The sequence below is a fragment of the Limnohabitans sp. 2KL-1 genome (assembly GCF_003063435.1).
Classification (GTDB): Bacteria; Pseudomonadota; Gammaproteobacteria; order Burkholderiales; family Burkholderiaceae_C; genus Limnohabitans_A.
Genome location: NZ_NESL01000002.1, coordinates 636356 through 660496 on the forward strand (window position 1 = coordinate 636356; position 24141 = coordinate 660496).

Consider the following 24141-nt stretch of genomic DNA (forward strand, 5'->3'; position numbering starts at 1 on the left):
CAGATGAACCACACAGCCCCCGCCATCACCGGCTTGATCCTCTCGGGCGGTCGTGGCTCGCGCATGGGCGGCACCGACAAAGGCCTGCAAAATTTTCGCGGCCTGCCGCTGGCCCTGAACACCTTGATGCGCCTGCAACTGCAAAGCCTGCCGCTGCAAGAAGTGCTCATCAACGCCAACCGCAACCTGTCGGCTTACGAATCGCTGGGCGTGCCCGTCTGGCCCGACAGCATCGACGGCTTTGCCGGGCCGCTGGCGGGCTTCCTGACCGGGCTGGAGCACTGCGAAACCCCGCTCTTGCTCACCGTGCCCTGCGACTCGCCGCTGTTTCCGCTCGACCTGGTGGAGCGTCTGTACCAAGCCCTTCATGATCAAGACGCCGACCTGGCCATGGCCGCTGCCCCCGAGGCCGATGGTGCGGTGCGTCCACAGCCGGTGTTTTGCCTGCTGAAAACCGAACTGATCGAAAGTCTGGTCAAGTTCACCCAAAGCGGTGGCCGCAAGATCGACGCCTGGACCAGCCTGCACCGCTGCGCCATCGTGCCCTTTGACCAAAGCGGCGACAACGCCCACGCCTTTGCGAACGCCAACACGCTGGCCGAACTGCAACAACTCGAATCCATTTGAACCGCGCTGCACGGCACCGCCGTGCCCACTTGCCATGACCACCCCAGCCCTGTCCCTTGATCAGATCGCAGAGCGCCTGCAAGGCTATGACCCGCAGGCCTTGTCGGCCAGCCAGGTCAACGCATTTTTGGCCCAACTGGTGCAGCCCGTGCGCGAACACGAAACCGTGCCGCTGATGCAGGCGCACGGCCGCATCCTGGCGCAAGACGTGGTCTCGCCCATCAGCGTGCCGCCGCACGACAACTCGGCCATGGATGGCTATGCCCTGCGTGGTTCAGAACTGCAGCCCGCACAAGCCAGCCACTTCAAGGTGGTAGGTACCGCGCTGGCCGGGGCCGCCTGGCAAGGCTCGGTGGGTGCCGGTGAATGCGTTCGCATCATGACCGGGGCCATCATGCCCGCCGGACTGGACACCGTGGCCCCACAAGAGTTGGTGAAAATCGAGGGGGATACGGTGCTGGTTCCACCGGGACTGTTGCAACCGGGCGACAACCGCCGTCTGCTGGGCGAAGACCTGATGGCCGAAAGCCCCGCCTTGCGCGCCGGAACACGACTGAAGCCCGCCGCGTGCGGCCTGCTGGCCAGCCTGGGGCTGCCCACCGCCACGGTCTGGCGCAGGCCCAAGGTGGCCTATTTTTCAACCGGCGACGAAATCCTGAGCCTGGGCGAAGCGCCCCGCGAAGGCGCGGTGTATGACAGCAACCGCTACACCGTGGCGGGCATGGTGCAGGCCCTGGGCTGCGAGCTGATCGACATGGGCGTGGTGCGCGACAACCCGGCCGCGCTGGAACAAGCCTTCATGGATGCAGCGGCCCAAGCCGACGCCGTCATCACCAGCGGCGGCGTGAGCGTGGGCGAAGCCGACCACACCAAGGCCATGATGAAAAAATTGGGCGACGTGGCCTTTTGGCGCATCGCCATGCGCCCCGGCAGGCCCATGGCGGTGGGTCGCATCACCCAGGGCGAGCGCTCGGCCGTGCTGTTTGGCCTGCCGGGCAACCCGGTCGCGGTCATGGTGACCTTTGCCGCCTTTGTGCGCCCCGCTCTGCAGCAACTCATGGGCTGGCAAGCGCCAGCGCAGCCCTTGCTCAAGGCCAAAAGCCTGGAGGCCCTGCGCAAGAAACCCGGCCGCACCGAATACCAGCGCGGCATCGTCCGCACCAACGTGGCTGGCGAATTGGTGGTCAGCACCACCGGAAACCAGGGTTCGGGCGTGCTCAGCTCCATGGTGCAGGCCAACGGCCTGATCGTGCTGGGCCACAACCAGGGCCATGTGGCCACAGGCGACGAGGTTGAGGTGATGATGTTTGAGGGTCATCTGTAAAAGCGCACCACCCGATCGGACATGAAAAAAGCGGCAAAAGCCGCTTTTTTTCATGTCCGGGTTGTGGGCTCCCCCCACAGAACGGACTCAGTGCACGGCGGCAACCGGAGGTTCGTCATGTGCCACGGCCTTGTTCGGTCCCGGCACCGCCTTGCGCGCCAGCAAGGAGTACATGGTGGGCACCACAAAGATCGCCAGCAAAGTACCCAGGCTCATGCCACCCACAATGACCCAACCGATTTGGGTGCGGCTTTCGGCACCGGCCCCGGTGGCCAAGGCCAAGGGCACCGAGCCCAGCACCATGGCCCCCGTGGTCATCAAGATGGGGCGCAGCCGTTGGCCTGAAGCCTTGATCAGCGCCTCTTGCGTGGCCAGGCCTTGCTCGCGCAGCTGGTTGGTAAACTCCACGATCAAAATACCGTGCTTGGTGATCAGCCCCACCAAGGTGATCAAGCCGATTTGCGAATACACGTTGAGCGATCCTCCCGTGAACTTGAGCGCCAACAGCGCACCGATCATGGACAGCGGCACCGACAACATGATCACAAAGGGGTCAATGAAGCTTTCAAACTGAGCCGCCAGCACCAAAAAGATGAAGAACAGCGCCAGCACAAACACGATCACCAAAGCGCCTTGCGAGCTCTTGAATTCGCGCGAGGTGCCGTTGAGTTCTGTGGTGTAACCGGGCTTGAGCACCTTGGCAGCGGTTTCGTCCATGAACTTCAAGGCTTCACCCAGCGAATACTCCGGGGCCAGGTTGGCGGTGATGGACACCGAGCGGCGCTGACCGAAGTGGTTCAACTCGCGAGGCGACACGCTTTCTCGCACCTTGACCAGGCTCGACAAGGGGATCATGGTGTCGTTCCGACCCCGCACTTGGATCACGTCGATGTCGTCAGGTGTGTTGCGGCTGGAGGCCAAGGTTTGCACGATCACGTCGTACTGCTCGGCATCGCGCTTGTAGCGCGTAACCACCCGACCGCCCAGCATGGTCTCGATGGTTTTGGCCACCACCTCAATGCTGACGCCCAATTCAGCGGCCTTGACGCGGTCCACCTCAACGCGCAGCTCGGGCTTGTTCAGGCGCAAGTCCACATCGGGCGACAAGATGCCCGGGTTCTTGGCGATCTCGTCCATCATCTGACGGGTCAGCAAGTTCAGGTTCTGGTAACTGTCCGACGTCTGGATCACGAAGTTCAGAGGCCGCTCACGGAAACCCTGACCGAGAGAAGGCGGTGTGATCGGAAAGGCATTCACCCCCGGCAGGCTGTTGAACTTGGCCCCCATTTCGCGGGCAATTTCCAGTGTGGTGCGCTTGCGCTCGTCCCAGTCCACCGCCCGGTAAACCACCGAGCCCTGCCCCACGGTCGGGTTGCCCATGTTGGCAAAAATGCGATCGAACTCGGGGTAGGCCTGGCCGAACTTTTCCAATGAACGGGCGTAGCGGTCGGTGTACTCCAAAGTCGAGCCGTCCGGTGCATTCACCGTGGCCAAGATCGTGCCACGGTCTTCGAGAGGCGCGAGTTCCTGCTTCATGGTGGGGTAAATCATGGCGATGCCCACACCCGAGCCGATCATCACCAGCACCACGGCCCAGCGGGCACGGGTCAGGATCAGGCGCAACAGGTTTTCATAGCCCGTCGACAGCGCCGTCAGCCAGCGCTCCATGCTGCGGTCAAACCAGGTGGGATTGGGGTTGTGACGCAGCAGCTTGGAGCTGAGCATGGGCGACAAGGTCAATGCCACAAAACCGGACACCACCACCGCGCCCGCCAGCGCCAGCGCAAATTCACCGAACAATTTGCCCGTGCGGCCAGGCGTGAAGGCCAAAGGCGCAAACACCGCCGCCAGCGTCATGGTCATGGCCACCACGGCAAAGCTGATTTCACGCACGCCCTTGATGGCCGCTGAAAACGGGTCCAGTCCTTCCTCGATGTGCCGGTAGATGTTTTCCAGCACCACGATCGCGTCGTCCACCACCAAGCCAATGGCCAACACCAGCGCCAACAAGGTCAGGGTGTTGATGGTGAAACCCGCCAAGGCCATCATGGCAAATGCACCGATCAAACTGACCGGGATGGTGATGATGGGGATGATGGAAGCACGGATGGTGCGCAGGAACACGAAAATCACCAAGGCCACCAGCACCACGGCTTCGACGATGGTCTGGAACACGTTCTTGATGGAGCGGTCAATGAACACCGAGTTGTCGTTGGCCACATTGATCGCCATGTCGCCCGGCAAGTCGGCCTTCAGGCGTGGAATCATGTCGCGCACACCTTTGGACAACTCCAGCGGGTTGGCTGTGGCCTGACGGATCACGCCCGCGGAAATCGCAGACTGTCCATTGAGCCGGACCAGACTGCGATTATTGGCAGCGTCTTCCCTGATTTGGGCCACATCGCGCAGCTTGACTGGAAAACCGTTCACCGAACGGATCACGATCTCGCCGAATTGTCCCGGCCGGGCCAGATCGGTTTGTGAAGAAACGCTGAATTCGCGGTTGCTGGATTCGATGCGGCCTGCTGGCAACTCCAGATTGCTGCGCCGTATGGCGTCTTCCACATCTTGCGGCGTCAATTTAAACGAGGAAAGACGGGCATGGTCCAACGAGACCAGCATGGCGTATTTGCGCTCACCGTAAATGCGCACATCGGCCACACCCGTCACGGTCTGCAGGCGTGGCTTGACCACGCGGTTGACCAGGTCATTGATCTGCAAGGGGTTCAGGGTGTCACTGGAAAAAGCCAGCCAGATCACCGGAAAGGCATCGGCTTCGACTTTGGCAATCACCGGCTCTTCGATGGCTTGCGGCAAACGGTTGCGCACGCGCGAAGTTCGGTCACGCACTTCGGCAGCTGCCGTATCGGCGTCTTTTTCCAGGCGGAAGCGCACCGTGATCTGCGACTGCTCGGCCCGGCTGATGGAAGTGATGACATCCACCGCATCAATGCCGGCAATCGAATCCTCCAGGGGTTTGGTCACCTGCGACTCGACCACTTCGGCCGATGCACCCACATAACGGGTGGTCACCGTCACGGTGGGTTCGTCGATCTTGGGGTACTCGCGCAGCGAGAGGCTTTTGAAACTGACCGCACCGATCAGCAGGATCAGCAAGGACATGACGACGGCCAGCACGGGCCGCCGGATGGAGACTTCAGCGAGCTGCATCGGCACCCCTCAGGCAAGGGTTGGGGCCGGACATGGCCACAGTTTTGGCAGGCTGCGCTGGTTTGGACGCGGCAGATGCCGCAGGAGCCTGTGCACCGGTTCCGGCAGGTGCCGACGCTGCAGCAGCGGCCGCTGGGGCTGCAGGTTGCGCAGCACCCCCTGCAGGACGACCACCGCCGGGCTGGGACAAATCCACCACCCGCACCGCAGTGCCGTCTTTTTGCAAACGCTGGTGGCCCGCCGTGACCACGGTATCGCCTGCGGCCAAACCTTCCAGAATCTCGACCTTGCCCGGTTGACGCAGGCCGACTTTGACCGCCACACGCTCAGACACCAGGGTATCGGGCTTGTCACCCGCCACCACCTTGACCACAAAGGTGCGCCCGCCTTGCGGGATGATGGCTTCTTCGGGAATCACCATGGCGTTTTCTCGCGATCCGAACACCGCATTGACGCGGGCAAACATGCCCGGACGCAATTGCTGCTGGCGGTTGTCGATGCAGCCACGCACCCCGACCGAGCGGCCATTGGCCTCAATCAAAGGGTCCACCGCCTGCACGATGGCGGAGAAGGGACGACCCGGCAAGGCGTCCACCGTCAGCTGGGCTTTTTGTCCTGCACGGATTTTGGCCTGAAAGCGCTCGGGCAAACGGAAGTCGAGCAGCACCGCATCGATGTCTTCCACATTGACCATGTCGGCACCGTCCTTGAGGTAATCACCCACGTTGATCTGCCGCAAGCCCGTGATCCCGTCAAACGGTGCCAGCACCTTCAGCCGCTGCAAGGTGGCATCGGCCAAGGCCAGTTTTGCCCGAGAGACCTCCAATGCAGCACCGCTCTCGTCTAAAGAACGTTTGCTGATGAAATTTTGCGTCACCAATTCCTGGTTCCGCTTGTGGTTGGCCTCGGCAATCGACAGCTCGGCCTTGGCCTGGGAGACCTGAGCCACCTGGAGTTGGTCCTCAAACTGGACCATCACCTGGCCCTTGCGCACGCGCTGGCCGTCCATGAAAAAAATCTGCTTGACACGCCCACCCACCTCCGGACGCAACATCACCCCTTGGCGAGAGCGCAAACTGCCCACGGCCTGAGTCTCATCCACCAAGGTCATGCTGTCGACCTTGGCCACTTCGACACTGACGGGTTTGGCAGGGCCCGCAGAGGTGCCACCTGAAGGGGTTGAGGCGACGGGTTTGGATGGACCGTCGGTTGCTGCAGGTTTATTTTGAAACCACCAAGCCGCACCGGATGCCAAAGACACACCCAACAACGCCAAAACCGCGTATTTCTTCTTGTAAGCCATTCAGATCTCACTCAGGTTGAATTCACCAAGACTGACAGAATGTAACAGCGCTGCCCCATTTGCCCAATGGGTGCAATCGCCTGGGTCAGACGACGAGAGAGAATTCAAGTGGAGGCCACTGACGCAGGCCTTGGTAGAAAATCAGCGGCCCAAAGCCTTCTCTACGCCTTGATTGGCCAGGGCGTCGGCGCGTTCATTGCCCGGATCACCGTTGTGGCCCTTGACCCAGCGCCAGTCAATTCGGTGTCCCGAAGTAGACACCACGGCGTCCAGTTTTTGCCACAAATCGGCATTTTTGACCGGCTGTTTGGCGGCAGTGCGCCAGCCCCGGGCCTTCCAGCCATGGATCCATTCGGTGATGCCCTTGCGCACATATTCGCTGTCCAGATAAAGCGTGACCTGACAAGGGCGCTTCAGGGCCATGAGGCCTTCGATGACCGCCGTCATCTCCATCCGATTGTTGGTCGTGTTCAACTCCCCGCCAAACAACTCCTGAACGTGTTGGCCCGACTGCAGGCGAACGCCCCAGCCACCTGGACCCGGATTGCCTTTGCAGGCACCATCTGTGTGAATTTCAACGTGCGTCAAAAATATCTTTCGCGACCGCCCGGCGGCCTGTGGAGGAATCAGACCGGGCCACGGGCGCGGTCGCTGCAGTGGGTGATCGTACCGTGCGCCACTGGCGCGCCTCCAGCAGCCGCCCGCCCGGCACCCGTTTGGTGGCCATCAACAGATAAACCCCGCCAAAAATCGACCACCAACGCGCGCCTGCGGTCTCCATCCAGTCCATGCGCTGCATCCAGCGCTCTTGACGCCAAGCCGGCGTCCAGCCCCCAAATCGGCTGACCTGGACCTCAAACCCCAGCAAACGCAACCAGTCCCGCAAGCGCCGGTAAGCGATCAGGGTCTGGCCCTGCCCAGGCGCATCTTGCGCTCGCGCTTGCTGCAGACCCCACCAACTCAAGGGATTCAAGCCCGTGATCAGCACCTGCCCCTCGGGGATCAGCACCCGCTCGACCTCACGCAAGCAGGCATGTGGGTCGGCCGAACGCTCCAAGGTGTGCGGCAAGACCACCAAATCCAGACTGTCGGCCTGCCAGGGCCAGGCGCGGCTGTCCAGCCACACATCCGGCGCAGATTCTGCGCACGCCACAAGAGGGGACTTCCCGCCCTGACCCGGATCGTCCTGCCATTCAAATTCGGCGCGGGCTTGCCAGCGATGGGGCATGCGGTTGTTGCGCAAGGCTTGCAGCTCAAGCCAACCCAATTGCACCGCATGGTAGCCAAACACGTCCGCCAGGAGCTCATCGGCCTGGGCCTGTTCCCAGGCCAACAAGCGCGCAGACACCGGTTGACCTAAACTGGCCAGCCAAGTGGAATCTGAATGCTTGTTTTCTATAATCCCGGTCTCCATGAAACTCATTGCACTGCCCGCTTTCACAGACAACTATATTTGGTTGTTGCACAACGACCGTCACGTTCTGGCGGTGGACCCCGGTGACAGCGCGGCTGTGCTGGACTGGCTGACCCGGCACCCCGACCTGCAACTGGACACGATTTTAGTCACGCACCACCATGCCGACCACACAGGTGGCGTGGCCGAACTGGTGGCACGCACGGGTGCCCGATGCGTCGGCCCCGCTTTGGAAAAAATGCCCGTGGAAGTCCAGGGCATGCAGCAAGGCGACCATTTGTCGTGGCACGGCTTGAACTTCGACGTGCTCGATGTACCGGGGCACACCCTGGGGCACATTGCCTTCTGGGCACACCCCGCCGGACAAAACCCGATCCTTTTCAGCGGCGACACCCTGTTTTCGGGCGGATGCGGTCGGCTGTTTGAAGGCACCCCCGCGCAAATGCTCGACTCGCTTGACCGCCTGGCGGCGCTGCCGGGCCATACCCGAATCTGCTGCGCCCACGAGTACACCCTGTCCAACCTGAAATTCGCCCTGGCTGTGGAGCCCGACAATCTGGCACTGCAACGCCACTTTGAACTTTGTACACTGCAGCGCCAACAAGCGCTGCCCACGCTGCCCGCCTGCATGGACACCGAGCGGGCCATCAACCCCTTTTTGCGCAGCCGTGAAGCCAGCGTTGTCGCCGCAGTGCGACAACACGACCGCCAGGCCGTGGACGATGTGTCCACGTTTGCCGCCCTCCGCCAATGGAAAAACGAATTCTGATGAAACCAACTGCAACAACCGCCTCCCTGGGCGGCGGCGTGACCGGGACTCTGGTCTTGTTATGGGCACTGCTGCTGACCGGTTGTGCCACCCCCCATTCCAACCCGCCGGCTGCGGCAGAGCCACCCAAACTCCTGAAGGTCGAGCGCAACACCCAGCCAACCCCAGGCCCCATCATCGCGCCAGCTGCCAGCGCACCGGCGATTGAACCCGGGGCAGAGCGCCCAGTGGTCCTCAAGCCCCACGCACAGTTGGGCCTGCAAGCACCCGCTGCGGATGTCTGGGAGCGCATTCGCAGGGGCTTTGCCATGCCCGATCTGGACAACGAACTGGTTCGCAACCGGGAGCAGTGGTATGCCAGTCGCCCCGACTACATCTTGCGCATGACCGAACGCTCGAGACCTTATCTGTTTCACATCGTTGAAGAGTTAGAGCGCCGACAAATGCCCACCGAGCTGGCTCTGCTGCCTTTTATCGAGTCGGCGTTCAATCCGCAAGCCGTTTCCACCGCCAAAGCTGCTGGCATGTGGCAATTCATGCCCGCCACCGGCAAATATTTCGACCTGAAACAAAACCTGTTTCGTGACGAGCGCCGCGACGTGCTCGAATCCACCCGAGCCGCACTGGATTACCTGCAAAAACTGTATGGGATGTTTGGCGATTGGCACCTGGCACTGGCTGCCTACAACTGGGGTGAAGGCAGCGTGGGCCGGGCACTGGCCCGCAACAAGGCTCAAGGCAAACCGCTGACCTATGACGAACTGAGCATGCCCAACGAAACACGTTACTACGTGCCCAAGCTGCAGGCCGTCAAAAACATCGTGGCACAACCGGAAGCCTTCAGCACCCAGTTGCCCCTGATTCAAAATCACCCCTACTTCAAGAGCGTTCCAATCGACAGGGACATTGACGTGGCTGTGGCGGTCAAACTGGCCAACGTCAGCCTGGAGGATTTCAAAGCCCTCAACCCGGCCATGAGTCGCCCTGTCATTCTTGCCGCGGGCACACCCCAAATCCTGCTGCCCTGGGACAACGCCACCATCTTCGAAAGCAACTTGCAAACCCACCCGGACCGACGCCTGTCGACGTGGACCGCATGGCAAGCCCCCCGGACCATGAAACCGGAAGATGTGGCCAAACAAGTGGGCATGTCGGTCGATCAATTGCGCAGCGTCAACGGCATTCCAGCACGCATGCTGGTCAAAGCCGGCTCCACCTTGCTGGTCCCGAGGCAAGGCCATCTGGACAACGATGTGACCGAGCATCTGGCCGAAAATGGTCAGCTCTCACTGGCCCCCGAAGTCGTTTTGCGCAAGATTTTTGTCAAAGCGCGCAAGGGGGACACCCTGTCAGTGCTGGCTGCGCGTCATGGCGTGACCGCCTCCAACATGGCCAACTGGAACAACCTGCGAGAAAACGCCAAGCTCAATACGGGCCAAAATTTGGCCATGTTTGTCCCATCCCAGGCCAGCCGCCGTGTCGCCAAGGCATCCCCGGGCCGCACCCATGCAGCCCCCAAAGCGCCGCCCAACCGACCTGTCAGAACAGCATCAAGGCGGTGATGCTGGCCTCAGTGACAGCCCGGAAAATCAGGCCAGGAAGCGGCTCTTGGACTTCTGGGCAAAAACGTTGGTGAATGTGCGCTCGGACACCACACGCAAAGGCGTAGCGCGGTCCATCAAACGGGTGTGAGCTCGCCAGGCGTTGAGCACCTCGTCTTTACGCACCAAACCATCTACGGCATAAGACTCGCGCAACTTCTCAAAGGCCCCAAGGTAAGCCGCCCTGTCACCCATCCAGTGACTGGCGGGCACAGCCTTCAAAATATCGGTCAGACCTGCCGTTTGCATCCACTTCAAGGCGTGGACCACCGCATCACTCAAAGACTGGGCCCGCTCAGGGAAACGCTCCAGAAAATCTGCAGATGCCAACAGGCTGGCACCCGGCACCGCCCCCCCCATCAGCTTGCGGGTACTGACCAAGGTTCGGGTTTCACCCAGCAAACGGACATCACTCCTTTGCTCCAACCAATGCATCACCGGATCAGGGTTGCACAAGGCGTCAATCGCGCCGCTGCGCAGTGCATCCATCACGCCCGGAGAGGAGCCCACTTCGACAAAGACCACATCATCCAGCCTCAGTCCATTGGCCAGCAACCAGTGACATGCCATCCAGTAGGTGGTGGAGTCCAGCGCCGACACCCCCAGGCGTGCACCGCGAATGTCTGCAAAAGAGCGCCAGGACACGCCACTGCGCAAGCTGCCTCCCAGACTCACTTGAGGGGTGCGGCTGATCTGCACAAAACTCTGGAAATTCAGGCCTTTCTGGTGCAAGCCAAAAAGATGTTCGTACGCACCTGCCACCACATCGGCTTGACCACCCAGCACACTGTTCAAGGCCTTGGCCCCGGCCTCGTGCATTTGCCACTCCACCTGCACCCCAGCCTGACGAAAATACCCCAGCTGCTCCGCCAGGGTCAGGGGCAAGTGGTACAGACTCTGACTGGCCGCCAGCGCAATTTTCACCCTTGGCAACGACCGTGCCAATTCGGATGCAGGTGAGACCGCAGCATGCGCACCGGCCAGCGAGCCCATGGCCGCCAGCAGCAGTGAACGACGATGCCAATCAGCCTTGGACACAGGCCAGCCCCTTTCAAAACGCAATGGGCTCAGCATAAGCAAAGCGCGCACATGGCGCATCGGGAATGATCCCGAGCGGGTTTTCACGTACTGGATTGCAAGGAATTGACAAGTCTGCGTTCAGAGCCAACGGATGGTTGTCGAAGAACTCAGCGCCTGTCGACCAACGCGTGGGCAATGGTGCCAAGGTCCACGTATTCCAGTTCACTGCCTGCGGGCACGCCACGTGCCAAACGCGTCACCTTCAGTCCTTGCTGACGGATCATCTCGGCGATCACATGGGCTGTCGCCTCGCCCTCTGCGGTGAAGTTGGTGGCCAAGATCACCTCAGCCAACACGCCATCGGCAACACGTTCTTTGAGCTTGGCCAAACCGATTTCATGCGGCCCGATACCGTCGAGTGGGCTGAGCTTGCCCATCAACACAAAATACAAACCCCGGTAAGTGCCGGTGCGCTCAATGGCCGACTGGTCAGCGGGCGTTTCGATCACGCACAATTGGGTTCGGTCACGGGTTTCGTCCTGACAGGTGTCACACAGCACGGCTTCGGTGAAGGTGTGGCAAGACTCACAGTGGCGAATTTTTTCAACCGCGTTGTACAAAGCACCCGCCAAATGTCGGGCTGTGGCACGGTCGTTTTGCAGCAACTGAAATGCCATGCGCTGGGCAGACTTGATGCCCACCCCCGGCAAACCCTTGAGGGCTTGCACCAAAGCGGCAAGGGCGTGGGTATCGGCCATGGCGGGTGTTCTGTCGCTCAGAAAGGCAGTTTCATGCCGGGTGGCATACCCGCCGTGAGCTTGCCCATTTTTTGCTGCGACACCTCTTCAGCCTGACGCACAGCGTCATTGAAAGCAGCGGCCACCAAATCCTCCAGCATGTCCTTGTCATCCGCCAGCAAGCTCGGATCAATGGTCACGCGGCGCACGCTGTGTTTACAGGTCATGAGCACCTTGACCATGCCCGAACCCGCTTGGCCTTCGACCTCGACGAACGCCAGTTCGTCCTGGGCTTTTTTCAGGTTGTCCTGCATGGCCTGGGCCTGCTTCATGAGGCCGGCGAGTTGTCCTTTGTTGAACATGCTTTTTCCTTTAAAGGGGTGAGTCGAGAGGGGGGTGTAAAAAAATCAAATCAACTGCAGGCTGCCGGGCACGATTTTGGCGCCGAAGTCCCGCACCATGGCCTGCACCAGAGGGTCGTTCTGGATCAACGCTTGTGCAGCCAGCATTTTTTCGGCCGCCTTCACCGCCAGACGCTTGGCGGGACTGTCGGTGACCGGGCCGATTTCAATCTGCAGTTTGACATCACCGTGCCCTGCGGCCTGCAAAGCGGCCTGCAAACGATCGCGGCTGGCTGGGTGATTCAAGGTCTCGCGCTCCACACGCAACTGCCATTGGTCGGCATCGCGTGCCAGCAGTTGCGACTGCAGGGCCAGTTCACGCACCAGCGCGGTGATGACCTCCTGGGCCATCAGGCCTTGCACCACATCCAGCCAGACATCGCCTTGCGGCGTGGCCTGAACAGCGGCGGGGCCGGCAGCATGGGGGACATCTGCCCGCAAGGAGGGCGCAGCGACCTCGCGCACCGGCAAAGAACGCAAAGCAGGTGGCGGCGGCGGCGACCCCAAGGACCCAAGCTCAGGCTCATGCTCTGGCACATGCTTTGCCTCGTTTGAGACGGACGCATTGCCATCGCTGTAGTCGGTGGTGTCAGGCCAGTCTTGCCAAGGCGGGGGCTCGTCATGCGAGGCTGAGGCACCCGGATGGGCGACAGACTGGCCCTGGCCTTGCGCCCTGCTTGGGGCTGGGGCTTGCACAGTCTGCGCAGCAACAGCCTCGTCAGCTTGAGAAAGGACCGACTCACACATTGGCGGTTCGGGTTGGCCAGGCGGCGGAGACAAAGCAGCGCCTGAGTCGCGCTGCACGGCATGGGGCGCACTGGGTGGGGTTGCGCGGCTCTGTGCAAGGGACGCGTCCGCCACCGGCTGAATGGTCACAGGGGCCGGAGCCAACACGGCCGCGCGAGCGGGGGTCGCCGGGACAGAAACGGATGTCGGCGAAAGCGCTGCAGCAGCGTCAGCTACCGGTGCGCTGATTCGCGGGCTTTTTTTTTCAGCCGCCCCGGACTGGGGTTTGAACGCCAGCAAGCGCAGCAGCACCATGGTCAGCGCCGCATATTCGTCGGGTGCCAGGCCCAGTTCGGTGCGCCCATGCAAACACAGGCTGTACAGCAACTGGGTTTCCTCCGCTGGCATGGCAGCGGCCAGATCAGCCAAGCCCTGGGTGTCAGGGTCATCACCGTCTTGCGCCATGCTGGGCACCATCTGCATGACGGCCATGCGTTGCAGCAGCATGGCCATGTCTTCCAGCGTGGCGGCGGCCGACACGCCTTGCAGACGCAAGGCGTTGACCTGCGCCACCACGGTGGCACCATCGCCGTCGGTCAAAGCGCGAATCATTTGCAGCACATGGCTGCGGTCCACACTGCCCAACATCTGGCGCACGCCCGCTTCTTGCAACTGCCCATTGCCAAAGGCAATGGCTTGGTCGGTCAAACTCAACGCATCGCGCATGGAGCCGCGTGCAGCGCGGGCCAACAGACGCAAAGCCAGCGGCTCTGCACTGAGCTGCTCGGCGGCCAGTACCTGGGTCAGGTGTTCAAACACCGTCTCGGGGGCCATCGGGCGCAAATTGAATTGCAGGCAACGCGACAGCACGGTGACCGGCACTTTTTGCGGGTCGGTCGTAGCCAGCACGAATTTCAAATATTCAGGGGGTTCTTCGAGCGTCTTCAACATCGCGTTGAACGCGGTGTTGGTCAGCATGTGCACCTCGTCGATCATGAAGACCTTGAAGCGACCTTGCACCGGCTTGTAAACCGCCTGCTCCAGCAGGCTCTGCACCTCGTCCACACCCCGGTTCGAGGCCGCGTCCAGCTCGGTGTAGTCCACAAAACGCCCGGCATCGATGTCGCGGCAGGCCTGGCACACGCCACACGGCTCGGCAGTGATGCCGCCTTGCCCGTCTGCACCCTGGCAGTTGAGCGACTTGGCCAAAATGCGGGACACGGTGGTTTTACCCACCCCCCGTGTGCCCGTGAACAAATAAGCGTGGTGCAGTCGTTGCTGCACCAAAGCGTTGGTCAAGGCCTGAACCACGTGCTCCTGCCCCACCATTTCGGTGAAATTGCGGGGGCGGTATTTGCGCGCGAGAACAAGGTAAGACATGGGGCCTGATTCTATCGGGCTCAGAAGGCAGTCCTTGGCGTCGTTTGAGATGACCGCAAAGCCATGTCTGCCCAGGTGAGGGTGCGGGGATGAACGGGGCCAAAACAGGAAAAAACCGGTAGAGCGCCAAAAGCCGATACAAGCTCGCCTACAATCGTACCCGACGGGCCTTCCCGCATGGTGAAGCGGCCAACCGGGTCAGGTGGGGAACCAAGCAGCCCTAACTGTGAATCCAGTGCCGGGGTCAAGGCTCGTCACCTTTTCGACACAACAGTGTCCCCTCACGGCTCTCCGAGGCATCGTGCCCTCACTGCCTCGGTCACATCCGCCCCACTCCCCCCACCCCTTTCAACAGGCAGTACACCGCCAGCCAGCCGTCATTCAGTCTGGATGTTGGGTCGCAGCAATCTGCACATCGACCAACGGTCTCTCGACCGCCGGGCATTTGTTTGGCCATGGTGGGGCAATTCATGAGAAAATGCCGCCTTCGCCACCGTGATCGTGCGGTGGCTCACCCGGTTCTTCACACAATTTATGTCGTCCAATCTCCACCCCATGCTCAACGTGGCCATCAAGGCTGCGCGCGCCGCTGGCGCCATCATCAACCGTGCCGCGCTCGACGTTGAGGCGGTTCGCATTTCGCAAAAGCAAGTCAACGACTTTGTGACCGAAATCGACCATGCGAGTGAAAAAGTCATCATCGACACCCTGCTGACGGCCTACCCCGACCACGGCATCCTGGCCGAAGAATCGGGCAGCACGCACGGCAACCCCCTCGCTGACCACATCTGGATCATCGACCCCTTGGACGGCACGACCAACTTCATCCACGGCTTCCCTGTTTACTGCGTGAGCATTGCCCTGCAAGTGCGCGGCAAGATCGAGCAAGCCGTCATTTACGACCCCACCCGCAACGACCTGTTCACCGCCACCAAAGGCCGTGGCGCGTTCATGAACGACCGCCGCCTGCGCGTAAGCAAGCGCATCCGCTTGCAGGAATGCATCATTTCCACGGGCTTCCCTTTCCGCAAGGGCGACAACTTCAACCAGTACTTGCGCATGATGGGCGATGTGATGCAACGCACCGCTGGCCTGCGCCGCCCCGGCTCTGCTGCTTTGGACTTGGCCTACGTGGCCGCAGGTTTCACCGACGGTTTCTTTGAAACCGGTCTGTCGCCTTGGGACGTGGCCGCAGGATCTTTGTTGGTCAGCGAAGCCGGTGGCCTGATTGGCAATTTCACGGGCGAGTCCGACTTTTTGGAACAAAAAGAATGCCTGGCCGGTGCGCCCCGCATTTATGGCCAGTTGGTCAGTATCTTGGGCAAGTTCAGTAAATTTGCCAGCGCGGGCGACAAGGCTGCGGTGCGCACTGCTGTGGACACCCTGAGCCGCGAGCGCACATCCGACGCACACGATCCGGACGACGAAACTCAGGACACCGCGGCTACGGCCAGTGATGAAAACGACGAGCGCAAAGACGCTCCGTTTTGAGCAGGTGATGGAGCGCAGCGCCAGGCCTGCCTCCCCTTCAACGGATTGAGGCCTTCCCAAAGCATGGATCTTGTGATGCTTTGGGCTGACCTACGGGTCAACCGCTGCATCCACTAACCACGGTCCAGGTGGTCAAACACATCAGCCCCTGCGTTCTTGGCTGATTCAGCCCCGTCATCGGCAGACGGCAGACGGGCCGCCAGAACCTTGTCGATGGCACGTCCGTCCATGTCCACGATCTCCAGCTTCCAGCCCTCCCACTCCACCACATCGGCCACTTTGGGCAAAGTGCCGGTCAGCAGCATGATCATGCCGCTCAGGGTGTGGTAGCGTCCCCGTTCTTCCTCGGGCACAGCATCCAGGTTCAATCGGTCCTTGAGTTCGGGCACAGGAATGTGTCCGTCAAGCAGCCAGCTTCCATCGTCGCGTTGAACGGCCCATGAAGTCTCCGGGTCACGCGGTTGGAACTCGCCCGTGATGGCCTCGATCAGATCCTGCAGCGTGATGATGCCCTGCACCTCGCCGTACTCGTCGATGACAAAAGCCATGTGCACATCGGACAGCCTGAAGTTGTCCAGCAACTCCATGCCGGTGATGGTTTCAGGCACGTACAAAGGCATTTGCAGCGATTGCTCACGCAATGACTGGGACTTGTCTTTCAGCGCCCGGGCCAGCCACTGGCGGGCATTGATCACGCCCAGAATGTTCTCAATGCCGTTTTGAACCACCGGGAAACGGGCATGGTCCGATTCCTCGATGCGCTGGAGACTCTCTTCAAACGAATCATCCACATCGAGGCACACGATGTCGGCACGCGGCACCATGAGCGAGCCGATTTGCCGGTCATCAAGACGGAACACGTTGCGCACCATGGTGTGTTCGTGCGACTCGATCACGCCCGCAGAAGTGCCTTCCACCAGCATGGCGTGAATTTCCTCCTCGGTCACGGGCGTGCCTTTGGTTTCCTTCACGCCCATCAGGCGCAGCAAAGCGCGGGTCGATGTCGACAGCAAAATCACAAACGGCTTGGTGGCCAGCGCCAGAAAATTGATGGGCCTGGCCACCAGGCGGGCAAAGGTTTCCGGATAAGACTGCCCGATGCGTTTGGGCACCAATTCGCCCACGACGATGGAAAAATACGTGATGGTGAGCACCACAATGGCTGTGGAGGCAAAACTGGCATAGACCTCTGCAATGCCCAAAGACACGAGCCACAGGGCCATGGGCGCCGCCAATGCGGCCTCGCCCACAATGCCGTTCAGCACACCAATAGAGGTGATGCCAATCTGGATGGTGGACAAAAAGCGCGTGGGGTCTTCCCCCAATTTGACCGCCGCTGCTGCACCGCTGTCGCCCTCATCCACCAACTTCTGAAGTCTGGCTTTTCTGGCTGTGACCAAGGCAATCTCGGACATGGCAAAAACACCGTTCAGGCAGATAAGGGCAAAAAGTATCGCTATTTCCATACAAGGGGCTCAGCAGAGCCCTCAAAGTTAAGTTGAGGTATTGTAAAGATGTGTGTCATCTTCCCCGCTTGGAACACCGGACTGAGCCCATCCACTGTGCCTGCGGGCAGTGCATGCCCGCGCAGACGGATGAACATGGCCAAGGATCCGATCCACTCCGGGCTGGGTCTGCGCTCTAAATAAAATCCGGGCACGTCCAATAAGTGCTTGGTATTTCAAGATAATTTCTCAATGCACCCTGGTCAGATTCCCACCACGAGCACCGCCGCTGAATTCGGTGACTTTTTTCCAAATCGGCCCCGTCATTGATGCCCAAAGACACGTCTTCTGCCGCCCCCAGCCCTGCGGACTATTCCGCCCACACGCCGATGATGGCCCAGTACCTGGGCATCAAGGCGGAGTTCCCTGACACGCTGGTGTTCTACCGCATGGGCGACTTTTACGAGTTGTTCTTTGCCGACGCCGAAAAAGCCTCTGGCCTGCTCGACATCACCTTGACGCGCCGTGGCCAGTCCGCTGGCCAACCGGTGGTCATGGCGGGCGTGCCCTTTCATTCGGTTGAAACTTACCTGGCCCGGCTGATCAAGTTGGGCGAATCGGTGGCCCTGTGTGAACAGGTGGGCGACGTGGCCACGGCCAAAGGCCCCGTCGAGCGCAAAGTGGTGCGCGTGGTCACCCCCGGCACGCTCACCGACACCGAGCTGCTGCCCGACAAGAGCGAAGCGATTTTGCTGGCCGTACACCAAGCGGCAAAAAACCGCTGCGGCCTGGCGTGGCTCAGCGTCACGCAAGGTGTGGTGCACCTGGCCGAATGCGCTCAAGACGAGCTGGCCGACTGGGTCGACCGCATCAGCCCCAGCGAGTTGCTGGCCAGCGCGGGCATGACCCCCACGTTTGAGCAAAAACTGCGCTCCCTCAAAACCACGGGGCGTGGCAGCTGGGCGCTGGCGCTACGGCCCGACTTTCAGTTTGACGCGGGCCTGGGCCAGCGCAAGCTGCTGGAACAACTGCAAGCCGCGTCGCTCGCTGCCTGGAGCGCCGATGCCCTGGCTGACGCGCACGCTGCCGCCGCCGCGCTTCTCACCTACGCCGAACACACGCAAGGCCGCAGCCTGCCGCATGTGCAGCGGGTGCAAGTGCAGCGCTCGGACGCACTCATTGACCTGCCCGCCAGCACCCGCCGCAACCTGGAGCTGACGCAAACCCTGCGCGGGGAAAGCGCTTCGGATTCGCCCACGCTGTTTGCCCTGCTCGACACCTGCATGACCGGCATGGGCAGCCGCCTGCTCAAAAGCTGGCTGCTCAGCCCGCCGCGAGACCGCCAAGTGGCGCAACAGCGCCTGCAAGCCCAAGCCGTGTTGCGTGGCGACAGCGGTGCCGGTGCTTGGAGCAGCCTGCGCGAACAACTCAAAGGCGCAAGCGATGTGGAGCGCATCACCGCCCGCACCGCATTGCGCCAAGTGCGCCCGCGCGAGCTGGTGGCGCTGCGCCACGCGCTGGCGCGTGCCGCTTCGCTGTCGGTGCAATTGCAAGCTCTGCAACCTGAAACAGGCACGCTGTTGGCCGGCATGGCCCGCTGGCTCACGCCACCCACGCATTGCGCAGAGCTGCTGCAAATGGCCTTGCTCGAAGAGCCCGCTGCGCTGGTGCGTGATGGCGGCGTGATCGCCGACGGCCTGGACCCCGAGCTGGACGAGTTACGTGGCATCCAAACCAACTGCGACGCCTTTTTGCTCGACCTGGAAACCCGCGAAAAAGAACGCACAGGCATTGCCAACCTGCGCGTGCAGTTCAACAAGGTGCACGGCTTTTACATCGAGGTCACGCAAGGGCAGCTCGACAAAGTGCCCGATGACTACCGCCGCCGCCAGACCCTGAAAAACGCCGAGCGTTTCATCACGCCCGAGCTCAAAACCTTTGAAGACAAGGCCCTGTCGGCGCAAGAACGCGCCTTGGCCCGCGAGAAGTGGTTGTATGAAGGCCTGCTCGACCAGTTGCAGCCCTATGTGCCCGCGCTCACCGAATTGGCGCAGGCCATGGCATCGCTCGACGTGCTGTGCGCCCTGACCGAGCGTTCGCTCACCCTGAATTGGTGCACGCCCGAATTCACCAAAGAGCCCTGCATCGAAATCCGCCAAGGCCGTCACCCGGTGGTTGAGGCGCGCCTGGCCGAGCTGTCCGGCGCCAGCTTCATCGCCAACGACACGGTGCTCGGCCCTCGCCAGCGCTTGCAAATCATCACCGGCCCCAACATGGGCGGTAAATCGACCTACATGCGGCAAGTGGCGTTGATCGTGCTTCTGGCCAGCATCGGCAGCCACGTGCCCGCCAGCCGCTGCCGCCTCGGCCCCATCGACGCCATCCACACCCGGATCGGCGCGGCCGATGACCTGGCCAATGCGCAATCCACCTTCATGCTGGAGATGACCGAAGCCGCGCAAATTTTGCACAGCGCCACGCCGCACAGCCTGGTGCTGATGGATGAGATCGGGCGCGGCACATCGACCTTTGACGGCCTGGCCCTCGCCAGCGGCATCGCCACGCACCTGCACAACAAAACGCAAGCCTTTGCGCTGTTTGCCACGCACTACTTTGAGCTAACCGAGTTCCCGGCCACGCACACGGCGGCGGTGAATATGCATGTGAGCGCGGCCGAATCGGGCGCGTCCATCGTCTTCTTACACGAGCTGCAACCCGGCCCCGCCAGCAAGAGTTATGGCGTGCAAGTGGCCCGCTTGGCAGGCATGCCTGCGGCGGTGCTCAACCACGCACGGCACGCGCTCAGCGCCTTGGAAGCCGGGGCTACTGAAAGCCGCCAGCAGGTGGACCTGTTTGCCCCCCCGCCCGAAGCCGAAACCGCAGGCCCCTCACCAGTGGAAGCGGCGCTGGCCCAAATCAACCCCGATGCGCTCAGCCCCCGCGAAGCGCTCGACGCCCTGTATGCCTTGCAGCGTTTGCTGCCCAAAAATTAACCCGAAGTTGACACATGACTTATTGCGTTGCCGTCAAAACCCGCGCCGGTCTGGTTTTTTTGTCCGATTCCCGCACCAATGCAGGCTTGGACCAGATCAGCACCTTCCGCAAAATGATCGTCTATGAAAAAGCAGGCGACCGCTTCATGGCCTTGCTGTCCGCAGGCAACCTGAGCATTTCGCAGTCTGTGCGCGAAGTGCTGCAAATCGAAAAACTGGTGGAGCCCGGCCAGGACGAACCGCTGACCATCTGGAACGCCAAGAGCATGTTCGACGCCACCCGCGTGCTGGGTGCGGCCGTGCGCCGGGTGTACGAGCGCGATGCAGCCGCCCTCAAGGCTTCGGGCGTGGAATTCAACGTGTCCATGATTTTTGGTGGCCAAATCGGCGGCGAAGGCATGCGCCTGTTCCAGGTGTATTCGCCCGGCAACTTCATCGAAGCCACCGATGAGACGCCCTACTTCCAGATTGGCGAATCCAAATACGGCAAGCCCGTGCTCGACCGCGTCATCACCCCCGACACCCCGCTGGACGAAGCGGCCAAATGCGCGCTGGTGTCGATGGACTCCACCCTCAAATCCAACCTGTCGGTCGGCCTGCCGCTGGACATGGTGGTCTACAAAGCGGGCAGCCTGCACACCGACCGCATCATGTGCATCGACGAGCACAACCCCTACTTCCAAATGCTGCGCTCCAGCTGGGGCGACAAGCTGCGCCAGATGTTCGACAGCATCGAAGACCCGATGTGGAACGGCGGCGCAACCGACATCCCGCTCATGGTGCCGCCCACACGCAACGCCCTGCTCAAGAAGATCACCACCCCAGACGAGAAACTGATCTGATCGACTGCCTGCTTGTGGGAGCGAGCCCCTGCTCGCGAATGCCAGCACCGCCACCCTCTACATTCGGCCGCAGGGGCAGCCTCCCACAAAGCCCAAACCTAGCACCGAACAACGGCACAACAGATCACCATGAAACCTCGCATCATCTTCTCGCACGGCAACAGCTTTCCGGCCAGCACTTACAAGGTGATGCTCGACAACCTGCGCCAGCGCGGCTTTCAGGTCGATGCGGTCGAGATGTATGGCCACGATCCGAAATACCCAGTCAGCAACAACTGGCCCCACCTGGTGGAGCAACTGGCTGACTTTGCGCGGGACAAACAAGGCACGGGCGAACCTGCCTTTCTGATCGGCCACTCGCTGGGCGGCATCTTGAGCCTGATGTGTGCGGCCCGCCACCCGGAGCTGGCACGTGGCGTGTTGCTGATCGACTCGCCCGTGCTGGGTGGATGGCGCGCTACCACAGTCGGTCTGGCCAAACGCACGCCGCTCATCGGTGCCCTGTCGCCCGGCCGCATCAGTCAAAAGCGCCGCAACCACTGGCCCGACGCTCAGGCTGCGCTGGAGAGCTTTGCGCACAAAAAGGCCTTTGCCCGTTGGGACCCGCAGGTTTTGCGCGACTACATCGAACACGGCACACACGATGCACAAGGCCAGCGCGTGCTCAGCTTTGACCGCGACGTGGAAACCGCCATCTACAACTGCCTGCCGCACAAGCTCGACAGCCTGCTCAAACGTCACCCGCTCAAATGCCCGGCAGCCTTCATCGGCGGCACGCACTCGGTCGAAATGCAGCAAGCGGGTAAAGAGTTGACCCACAAGGTGGTCAAGGGCCGCATCATGATGCTCGACGGCTCACACCTGTTCCCGATGGAAAAACCGCTAGCGACAGCGGCAGCGATTGAAGCGTCACTGCGAAATATCGGGGCCTGATCAAGCTGCCCAGGTCACCCAGCCACTGAAGCTGGTGCCCAGCACCAGCAAGCCGAACACAATGCGGTACCAGGCAAAAGGCACAAAGCTGTTGTGCGCCACAAAACGCAACAGCCAGCGCACGCAAAACCAGGCGGACAACCACGACATCACCAGCCCCACGGCAAACATGGGAATGTCCGCCTGACTGAGCAAATGCTGGTGTTGGTACAGGTCGTATGCAGCTGCGCCAAACAACATCGGAATGGCCAAGAAGAAGCTGAATTCAGTCGCGGCCTTGCGTTCAAAACCCAGCAACATACCGCCAATGATGGTGGCACCCGAACGGCTGACCCCGGGCACCAAGGCGACACACTGCACCAATCCGACCTTCAACGCATCAGACCATCGCACGTCGTCCATGTCCTTGATACGGCTTCGTCTGCCCATCCGTTGCAAGCGTTCTGCCCACAAGATCGCCAAGCCGCCCACAATGAACCCCAAAGCCACCACCACGGGCGTGAACAAAACGTCCTTGATCACATCAATGAACAGCACACCGGCCAAAGCCATGGGGAAAAAGCCGATGCACACATGGACTGCAAACTGACGGGCTTGGGGTTGGGTGGGCAAACCTACCAGGGTCTTCCACAGACGCTGTGCATAAATCGAGACAATGGCCATGATGGCCCCGGTCTGGATCACCACCTCAAACAACTTGACCTTGTCGCCATGCCAGTGGAGCAACGAAGCCGTCAAAATCAAATGCCCTGTCGAGGAAATCGGCAAGAATTCGGTCATCCCCTCCACCAGGCCCATCACGGCGGCCTTGAACAACAACATCAAATCCACAAGCAGTTCCCCTAAAGTGTGGTTTGATTATCGCCCCAGCCCCCAAAAATAATTCTTTAGAGTACTTTTATACCCATCATGAACCTGCGGCACTGTACCGCTCAGGCGCGCTTGTGGTGACAAAACGGTGTGCCCGGGCAAACAACACCCGTCATTCTGACCAGACCACCAGTCCGCTGTAGCCCGTGGCCAGCACCACAAAACCAAAGACGATACGGTACCAGGCAAACACTTCAAAGCTGTGGGTCGAGATGAAACGCAAAAGCCAACGCACGCACACCCAAGCCGACAACCACGACACGACCAGCCCCACACTGAACACCGGCACATCGGACCAACTCAACAAATAGCGGTCTTTGATCAGGCTGTAAGCACCCGCACCGATGAGCGTGGGAATGGCCAGATAAAAAGAAAAGTCGGTCGCGGCCTTGCGCGACATGCCCAACAGCATGCCACCAATGATGGTGGCACCGCTGCGGCTGGTGCCCGGGATCATCGCCAAGCACTGCACCAAGCCCACTTTCAAAGCGTCCTGCCAGCGCATCTCTTCCACAGCGTCAATGCGCACAGCAAACCTTTGTCGGCGCTCGGCCCACAAAATGATGAAGCCGCCCACGATAAAAGTGCTGGCGACCACAGCCGGATTGAAAAGGTGCGCCTTGATGGCCTTGCCAAACACCAGACCCAAAATCACGGCTGGCACAAACGCGATGAACACATTCAATGCAAACCGCTGAGCGTCGGCACTGTCAGGCAAAGTTCGCAGCGTTGTGCTGATTTTTTGCCAATACACAATGATCACCGCCAAAATCGCACCGGTCTGGATCGCGATCTCAAACACTTTGGCTTTCTCACCCGAAAAGCCCAGCAAAGCCCCCGCCAAAATCAGATGTCCGGTGGACGAGATCGGCAAGAACTCGGTCAGCCCTTCCACCACGCCCATCACAGCGGCCTTCAGCAACAGCATCACATCCACAAGCATTCCCCAAAAAATCTGCATGAATTATCGTCGCAAGATCCACCCCAAAAGGCCAAGACCTGGTAGCGGGACGGGTACGCAGATCTTTTTGCCGCAACGCACGCCAACGCCAAGACTCAACAGGTTACGCTTGTGATGCCCTTTCAGGCATGAA

General features: G+C 60.9%; 19 protein-coding genes and 1 other RNA gene. 9 read left to right on the top strand and 11 right to left on the bottom strand.

Annotated elements, in window-relative coordinates:
• The first annotated feature begins 3 nt into the window (after positions 1-3).
• Positions 4-627 (top strand): molybdenum cofactor guanylyltransferase MobA, encoded by a 624-nt coding sequence (gene mobA / locus B9Z47_RS07375; RefSeq protein WP_108330569.1) that lies wholly within the window; start codon positions 4-6, stop codon positions 625-627.
• 34 nt (positions 628-661) lie between these two features.
• The gene (glp, locus tag B9Z47_RS07380) at positions 662-1951 is read left to right on the top strand and encodes a gephyrin-like molybdotransferase Glp (protein ID WP_108330570.1); all 1290 of its coding nucleotides are present in this window, start codon (positions 662-664) and stop codon (positions 1949-1951) included.
• 87 nt (positions 1952-2038) lie between these two features.
• Here glp and B9Z47_RS07385 read toward each other — a convergent pair whose 3' ends face one another.
• The 4 genes from B9Z47_RS07385 to B9Z47_RS07400 form a co-directional block, all read right to left on the bottom strand.
• Positions 2039-5122: an efflux RND transporter permease subunit gene (locus tag B9Z47_RS07385; protein ID WP_108330571.1), complete on the bottom strand. Its 3084-nt coding sequence runs from the start codon at positions 5120-5122 to the stop codon at positions 2039-2041.
• Positions 5109-6425 carry an efflux RND transporter periplasmic adaptor subunit gene (locus B9Z47_RS07390; protein WP_108330572.1) on the bottom strand — a complete coding sequence of 439 codons (1317 nt, stop codon included), beginning with the start codon at positions 6423-6425 and terminating at the stop codon, positions 5109-5111. Before B9Z47_RS07390 ends, B9Z47_RS07385 begins: the two co-directional genes overlap by 14 nt.
• A 141-nt stretch (positions 6426-6566) precedes the next feature.
• On the bottom strand, positions 6567-7013 hold the full coding sequence (gene rnhA / locus B9Z47_RS07395) for a ribonuclease HI (RefSeq protein WP_108330573.1): 447 nt from the start codon (positions 7011-7013) through the stop codon (positions 6567-6569).
• Positions 7000-7773 carry a class I SAM-dependent methyltransferase gene (locus tag B9Z47_RS07400; protein ID WP_233253695.1) on the bottom strand — a complete coding sequence of 258 codons (774 nt, stop codon included), beginning with the start codon at positions 7771-7773 and terminating at the stop codon, positions 7000-7002. Before B9Z47_RS07400 ends, rnhA begins: the two co-directional genes overlap by 14 nt.
• A 64-nt stretch (positions 7774-7837) precedes the next feature.
• On the opposite strand from B9Z47_RS07400, the gene gloB reads away from it, so the two are divergent.
• Positions 7838-8608 (top strand): hydroxyacylglutathione hydrolase, encoded by a 771-nt coding sequence (gene gloB / locus B9Z47_RS07405; protein WP_108330575.1) that lies wholly within the window; start codon positions 7838-7840, stop codon positions 8606-8608.
• Positions 8608-10170, top strand: coding sequence for a transglycosylase SLT domain-containing protein (locus B9Z47_RS07410; protein ID WP_108330576.1), 1563 nt, complete (start codon positions 8608-8610; stop codon positions 10168-10170). The genes gloB and B9Z47_RS07410 overlap by 1 nt, the downstream gene beginning before the upstream one ends.
• A 27-nt stretch (positions 10171-10197) precedes the next feature.
• Here B9Z47_RS07410 and B9Z47_RS07415 read toward each other — a convergent pair whose 3' ends face one another.
• The 4 genes from B9Z47_RS07415 to dnaX form a co-directional block, all read right to left on the bottom strand.
• Positions 10198-11247 carry an ABC transporter substrate-binding protein gene (locus tag B9Z47_RS07415; RefSeq protein WP_233253696.1) on the bottom strand — a complete coding sequence of 350 codons (1050 nt, stop codon included), beginning with the start codon at positions 11245-11247 and terminating at the stop codon, positions 10198-10200.
• Positions 11248-11396: 149 nt separating this feature from the next.
• Positions 11397-11987 carry a recombination mediator RecR gene (gene recR / locus B9Z47_RS07420; protein WP_108330577.1) on the bottom strand — a complete coding sequence of 197 codons (591 nt, stop codon included), beginning with the start codon at positions 11985-11987 and terminating at the stop codon, positions 11397-11399.
• A 17-nt stretch (positions 11988-12004) separates the two neighbouring features.
• A complete protein-coding gene (locus tag B9Z47_RS07425; protein ID WP_108330578.1) occupies positions 12005-12328 on the bottom strand; it encodes a YbaB/EbfC family nucleoid-associated protein in 324 nt (107 codons plus the stop codon).
• 45 nt (positions 12329-12373) lie between these two features.
• The gene (gene dnaX, locus B9Z47_RS07430) at positions 12374-14473 is read right to left on the bottom strand and encodes a DNA polymerase III subunit gamma/tau (RefSeq protein WP_108330579.1); all 2100 of its coding nucleotides are present in this window, start codon (positions 14471-14473) and stop codon (positions 12374-12376) included.
• Between the two features lie 162 nt (positions 14474-14635).
• On the opposite strand from dnaX, the gene ffs reads away from it, so the two are divergent.
• Both ffs and B9Z47_RS07440 read left to right on the top strand, forming a co-directional pair.
• Positions 14636-14732, top strand: an RNA gene (gene ffs / locus B9Z47_RS07435) — signal recognition particle sRNA small type.
• Positions 14733-15007: 275 nt separating this feature from the next.
• Positions 15008-15964, top strand: a complete 957-nt coding sequence (locus B9Z47_RS07440; protein WP_108330580.1) for an inositol monophosphatase family protein — start codon at positions 15008-15010, stop codon at positions 15962-15964.
• A gap of 113 nt (positions 15965-16077) precedes the next feature.
• Here the strand turns inward: B9Z47_RS07440 and B9Z47_RS07445 are convergent, their stop codons facing one another.
• Positions 16078-17430, bottom strand: a complete 1353-nt coding sequence (locus B9Z47_RS07445; protein WP_108330581.1) for a hemolysin family protein — start codon at positions 17428-17430, stop codon at positions 16078-16080.
• Positions 17431-17738: 308 nt separating this feature from the next.
• Here B9Z47_RS07445 and mutS point away from each other — a divergent pair, with 308 nt between their 5' ends.
• The 3 genes from mutS to B9Z47_RS07460 all read left to right on the top strand — a co-directional run bounded on the left by mutS (position 17739) and on the right by B9Z47_RS07460 (position 22177).
• The gene (gene mutS, locus B9Z47_RS07450; protein ID WP_108330582.1) at positions 17739-20402 is read left to right on the top strand and encodes a DNA mismatch repair protein MutS; all 2664 of its coding nucleotides are present in this window, start codon (positions 17739-17741) and stop codon (positions 20400-20402) included.
• A 14-nt stretch (positions 20403-20416) separates the two neighbouring features.
• A complete protein-coding gene (locus B9Z47_RS07455; protein WP_108330583.1) occupies positions 20417-21244 on the top strand; it encodes a proteasome-type protease in 828 nt (275 codons plus the stop codon).
• Positions 21245-21373: 129 nt separating this feature from the next.
• Entirely contained in the window at positions 21374-22177 is an 804-nt protein-coding gene (locus B9Z47_RS07460; protein WP_108330584.1) for an alpha/beta fold hydrolase, read from the top strand.
• Here B9Z47_RS07460 and B9Z47_RS07465 read toward each other — a convergent pair whose 3' ends face one another.
• Positions 22178-23008, bottom strand: coding sequence for an undecaprenyl-diphosphate phosphatase (locus tag B9Z47_RS07465; RefSeq protein WP_108330585.1), 831 nt, complete (start codon positions 23006-23008; stop codon positions 22178-22180). It abuts the gene before it with no gap.
• Between the two features lie 151 nt (positions 23009-23159).
• The gene (locus tag B9Z47_RS07470) at positions 23160-23984 is read right to left on the bottom strand and encodes an undecaprenyl-diphosphate phosphatase (RefSeq protein ID WP_108330771.1); all 825 of its coding nucleotides are present in this window, start codon (positions 23982-23984) and stop codon (positions 23160-23162) included.
• Positions 23985-24141 lie beyond the last annotated feature (157 nt).

Bases quoted from the DNA above. Each gene is read 5' to 3' on its own strand.
- B9Z47_RS07440 (WP_108330580.1), top strand. From the start codon at position 15,008: ATGTCGTCCAATCTCCACCCCATGCTCAACGTGGCCATCAAGGCTGCG.
- gloB (WP_108330575.1), top strand. From the start codon at position 7,838: ATGAAACTCATTGCACTGCCCGCTTTCACAGACAACTATATTTGGTTG.
- B9Z47_RS07425 (WP_108330578.1), bottom strand. From the start codon at position 12,328: ATGTTCAACAAAGGACAACTCGCCGGCCTCATGAAGCAGGCCCAGGCC.
- mobA (WP_108330569.1), top strand. From the start codon at position 4: ATGAACCACACAGCCCCCGCCATCACCGGCTTGATCCTCTCGGGCGGT.
- B9Z47_RS07460 (WP_108330584.1), top strand. From the start codon at position 21,374: ATGAAACCTCGCATCATCTTCTCGCACGGCAACAGCTTTCCGGCCAGC.
- B9Z47_RS07385 (WP_108330571.1), bottom strand. From the start codon at position 5,122: ATGCAGCTCGCTGAAGTCTCCATCCGGCGGCCCGTGCTGGCCGTCGTC.
- dnaX (WP_108330579.1), bottom strand. From the start codon at position 14,473: ATGTCTTACCTTGTTCTCGCGCGCAAATACCGCCCCCGCAATTTCACC.
- B9Z47_RS07390 (WP_108330572.1), bottom strand. From the start codon at position 6,425: ATGGCTTACAAGAAGAAATACGCGGTTTTGGCGTTGTTGGGTGTGTCT.
- B9Z47_RS07445 (WP_108330581.1), bottom strand. From the start codon at position 17,430: ATGGAAATAGCGATACTTTTTGCCCTTATCTGCCTGAACGGTGTTTTT.
- glp (WP_108330570.1), top strand. From the start codon at position 662: ATGACCACCCCAGCCCTGTCCCTTGATCAGATCGCAGAGCGCCTGCAA.
- mutS (WP_108330582.1), top strand. From the start codon at position 17,739: ATGCCCAAAGACACGTCTTCTGCCGCCCCCAGCCCTGCGGACTATTCC.
- recR (WP_108330577.1), bottom strand. From the start codon at position 11,987: ATGGCCGATACCCACGCCCTTGCCGCTTTGGTGCAAGCCCTCAAGGGT.
- B9Z47_RS07410 (WP_108330576.1), top strand. From the start codon at position 8,608: ATGAAACCAACTGCAACAACCGCCTCCCTGGGCGGCGGCGTGACCGGG.
- B9Z47_RS07455 (WP_108330583.1), top strand. From the start codon at position 20,417: ATGACTTATTGCGTTGCCGTCAAAACCCGCGCCGGTCTGGTTTTTTTG.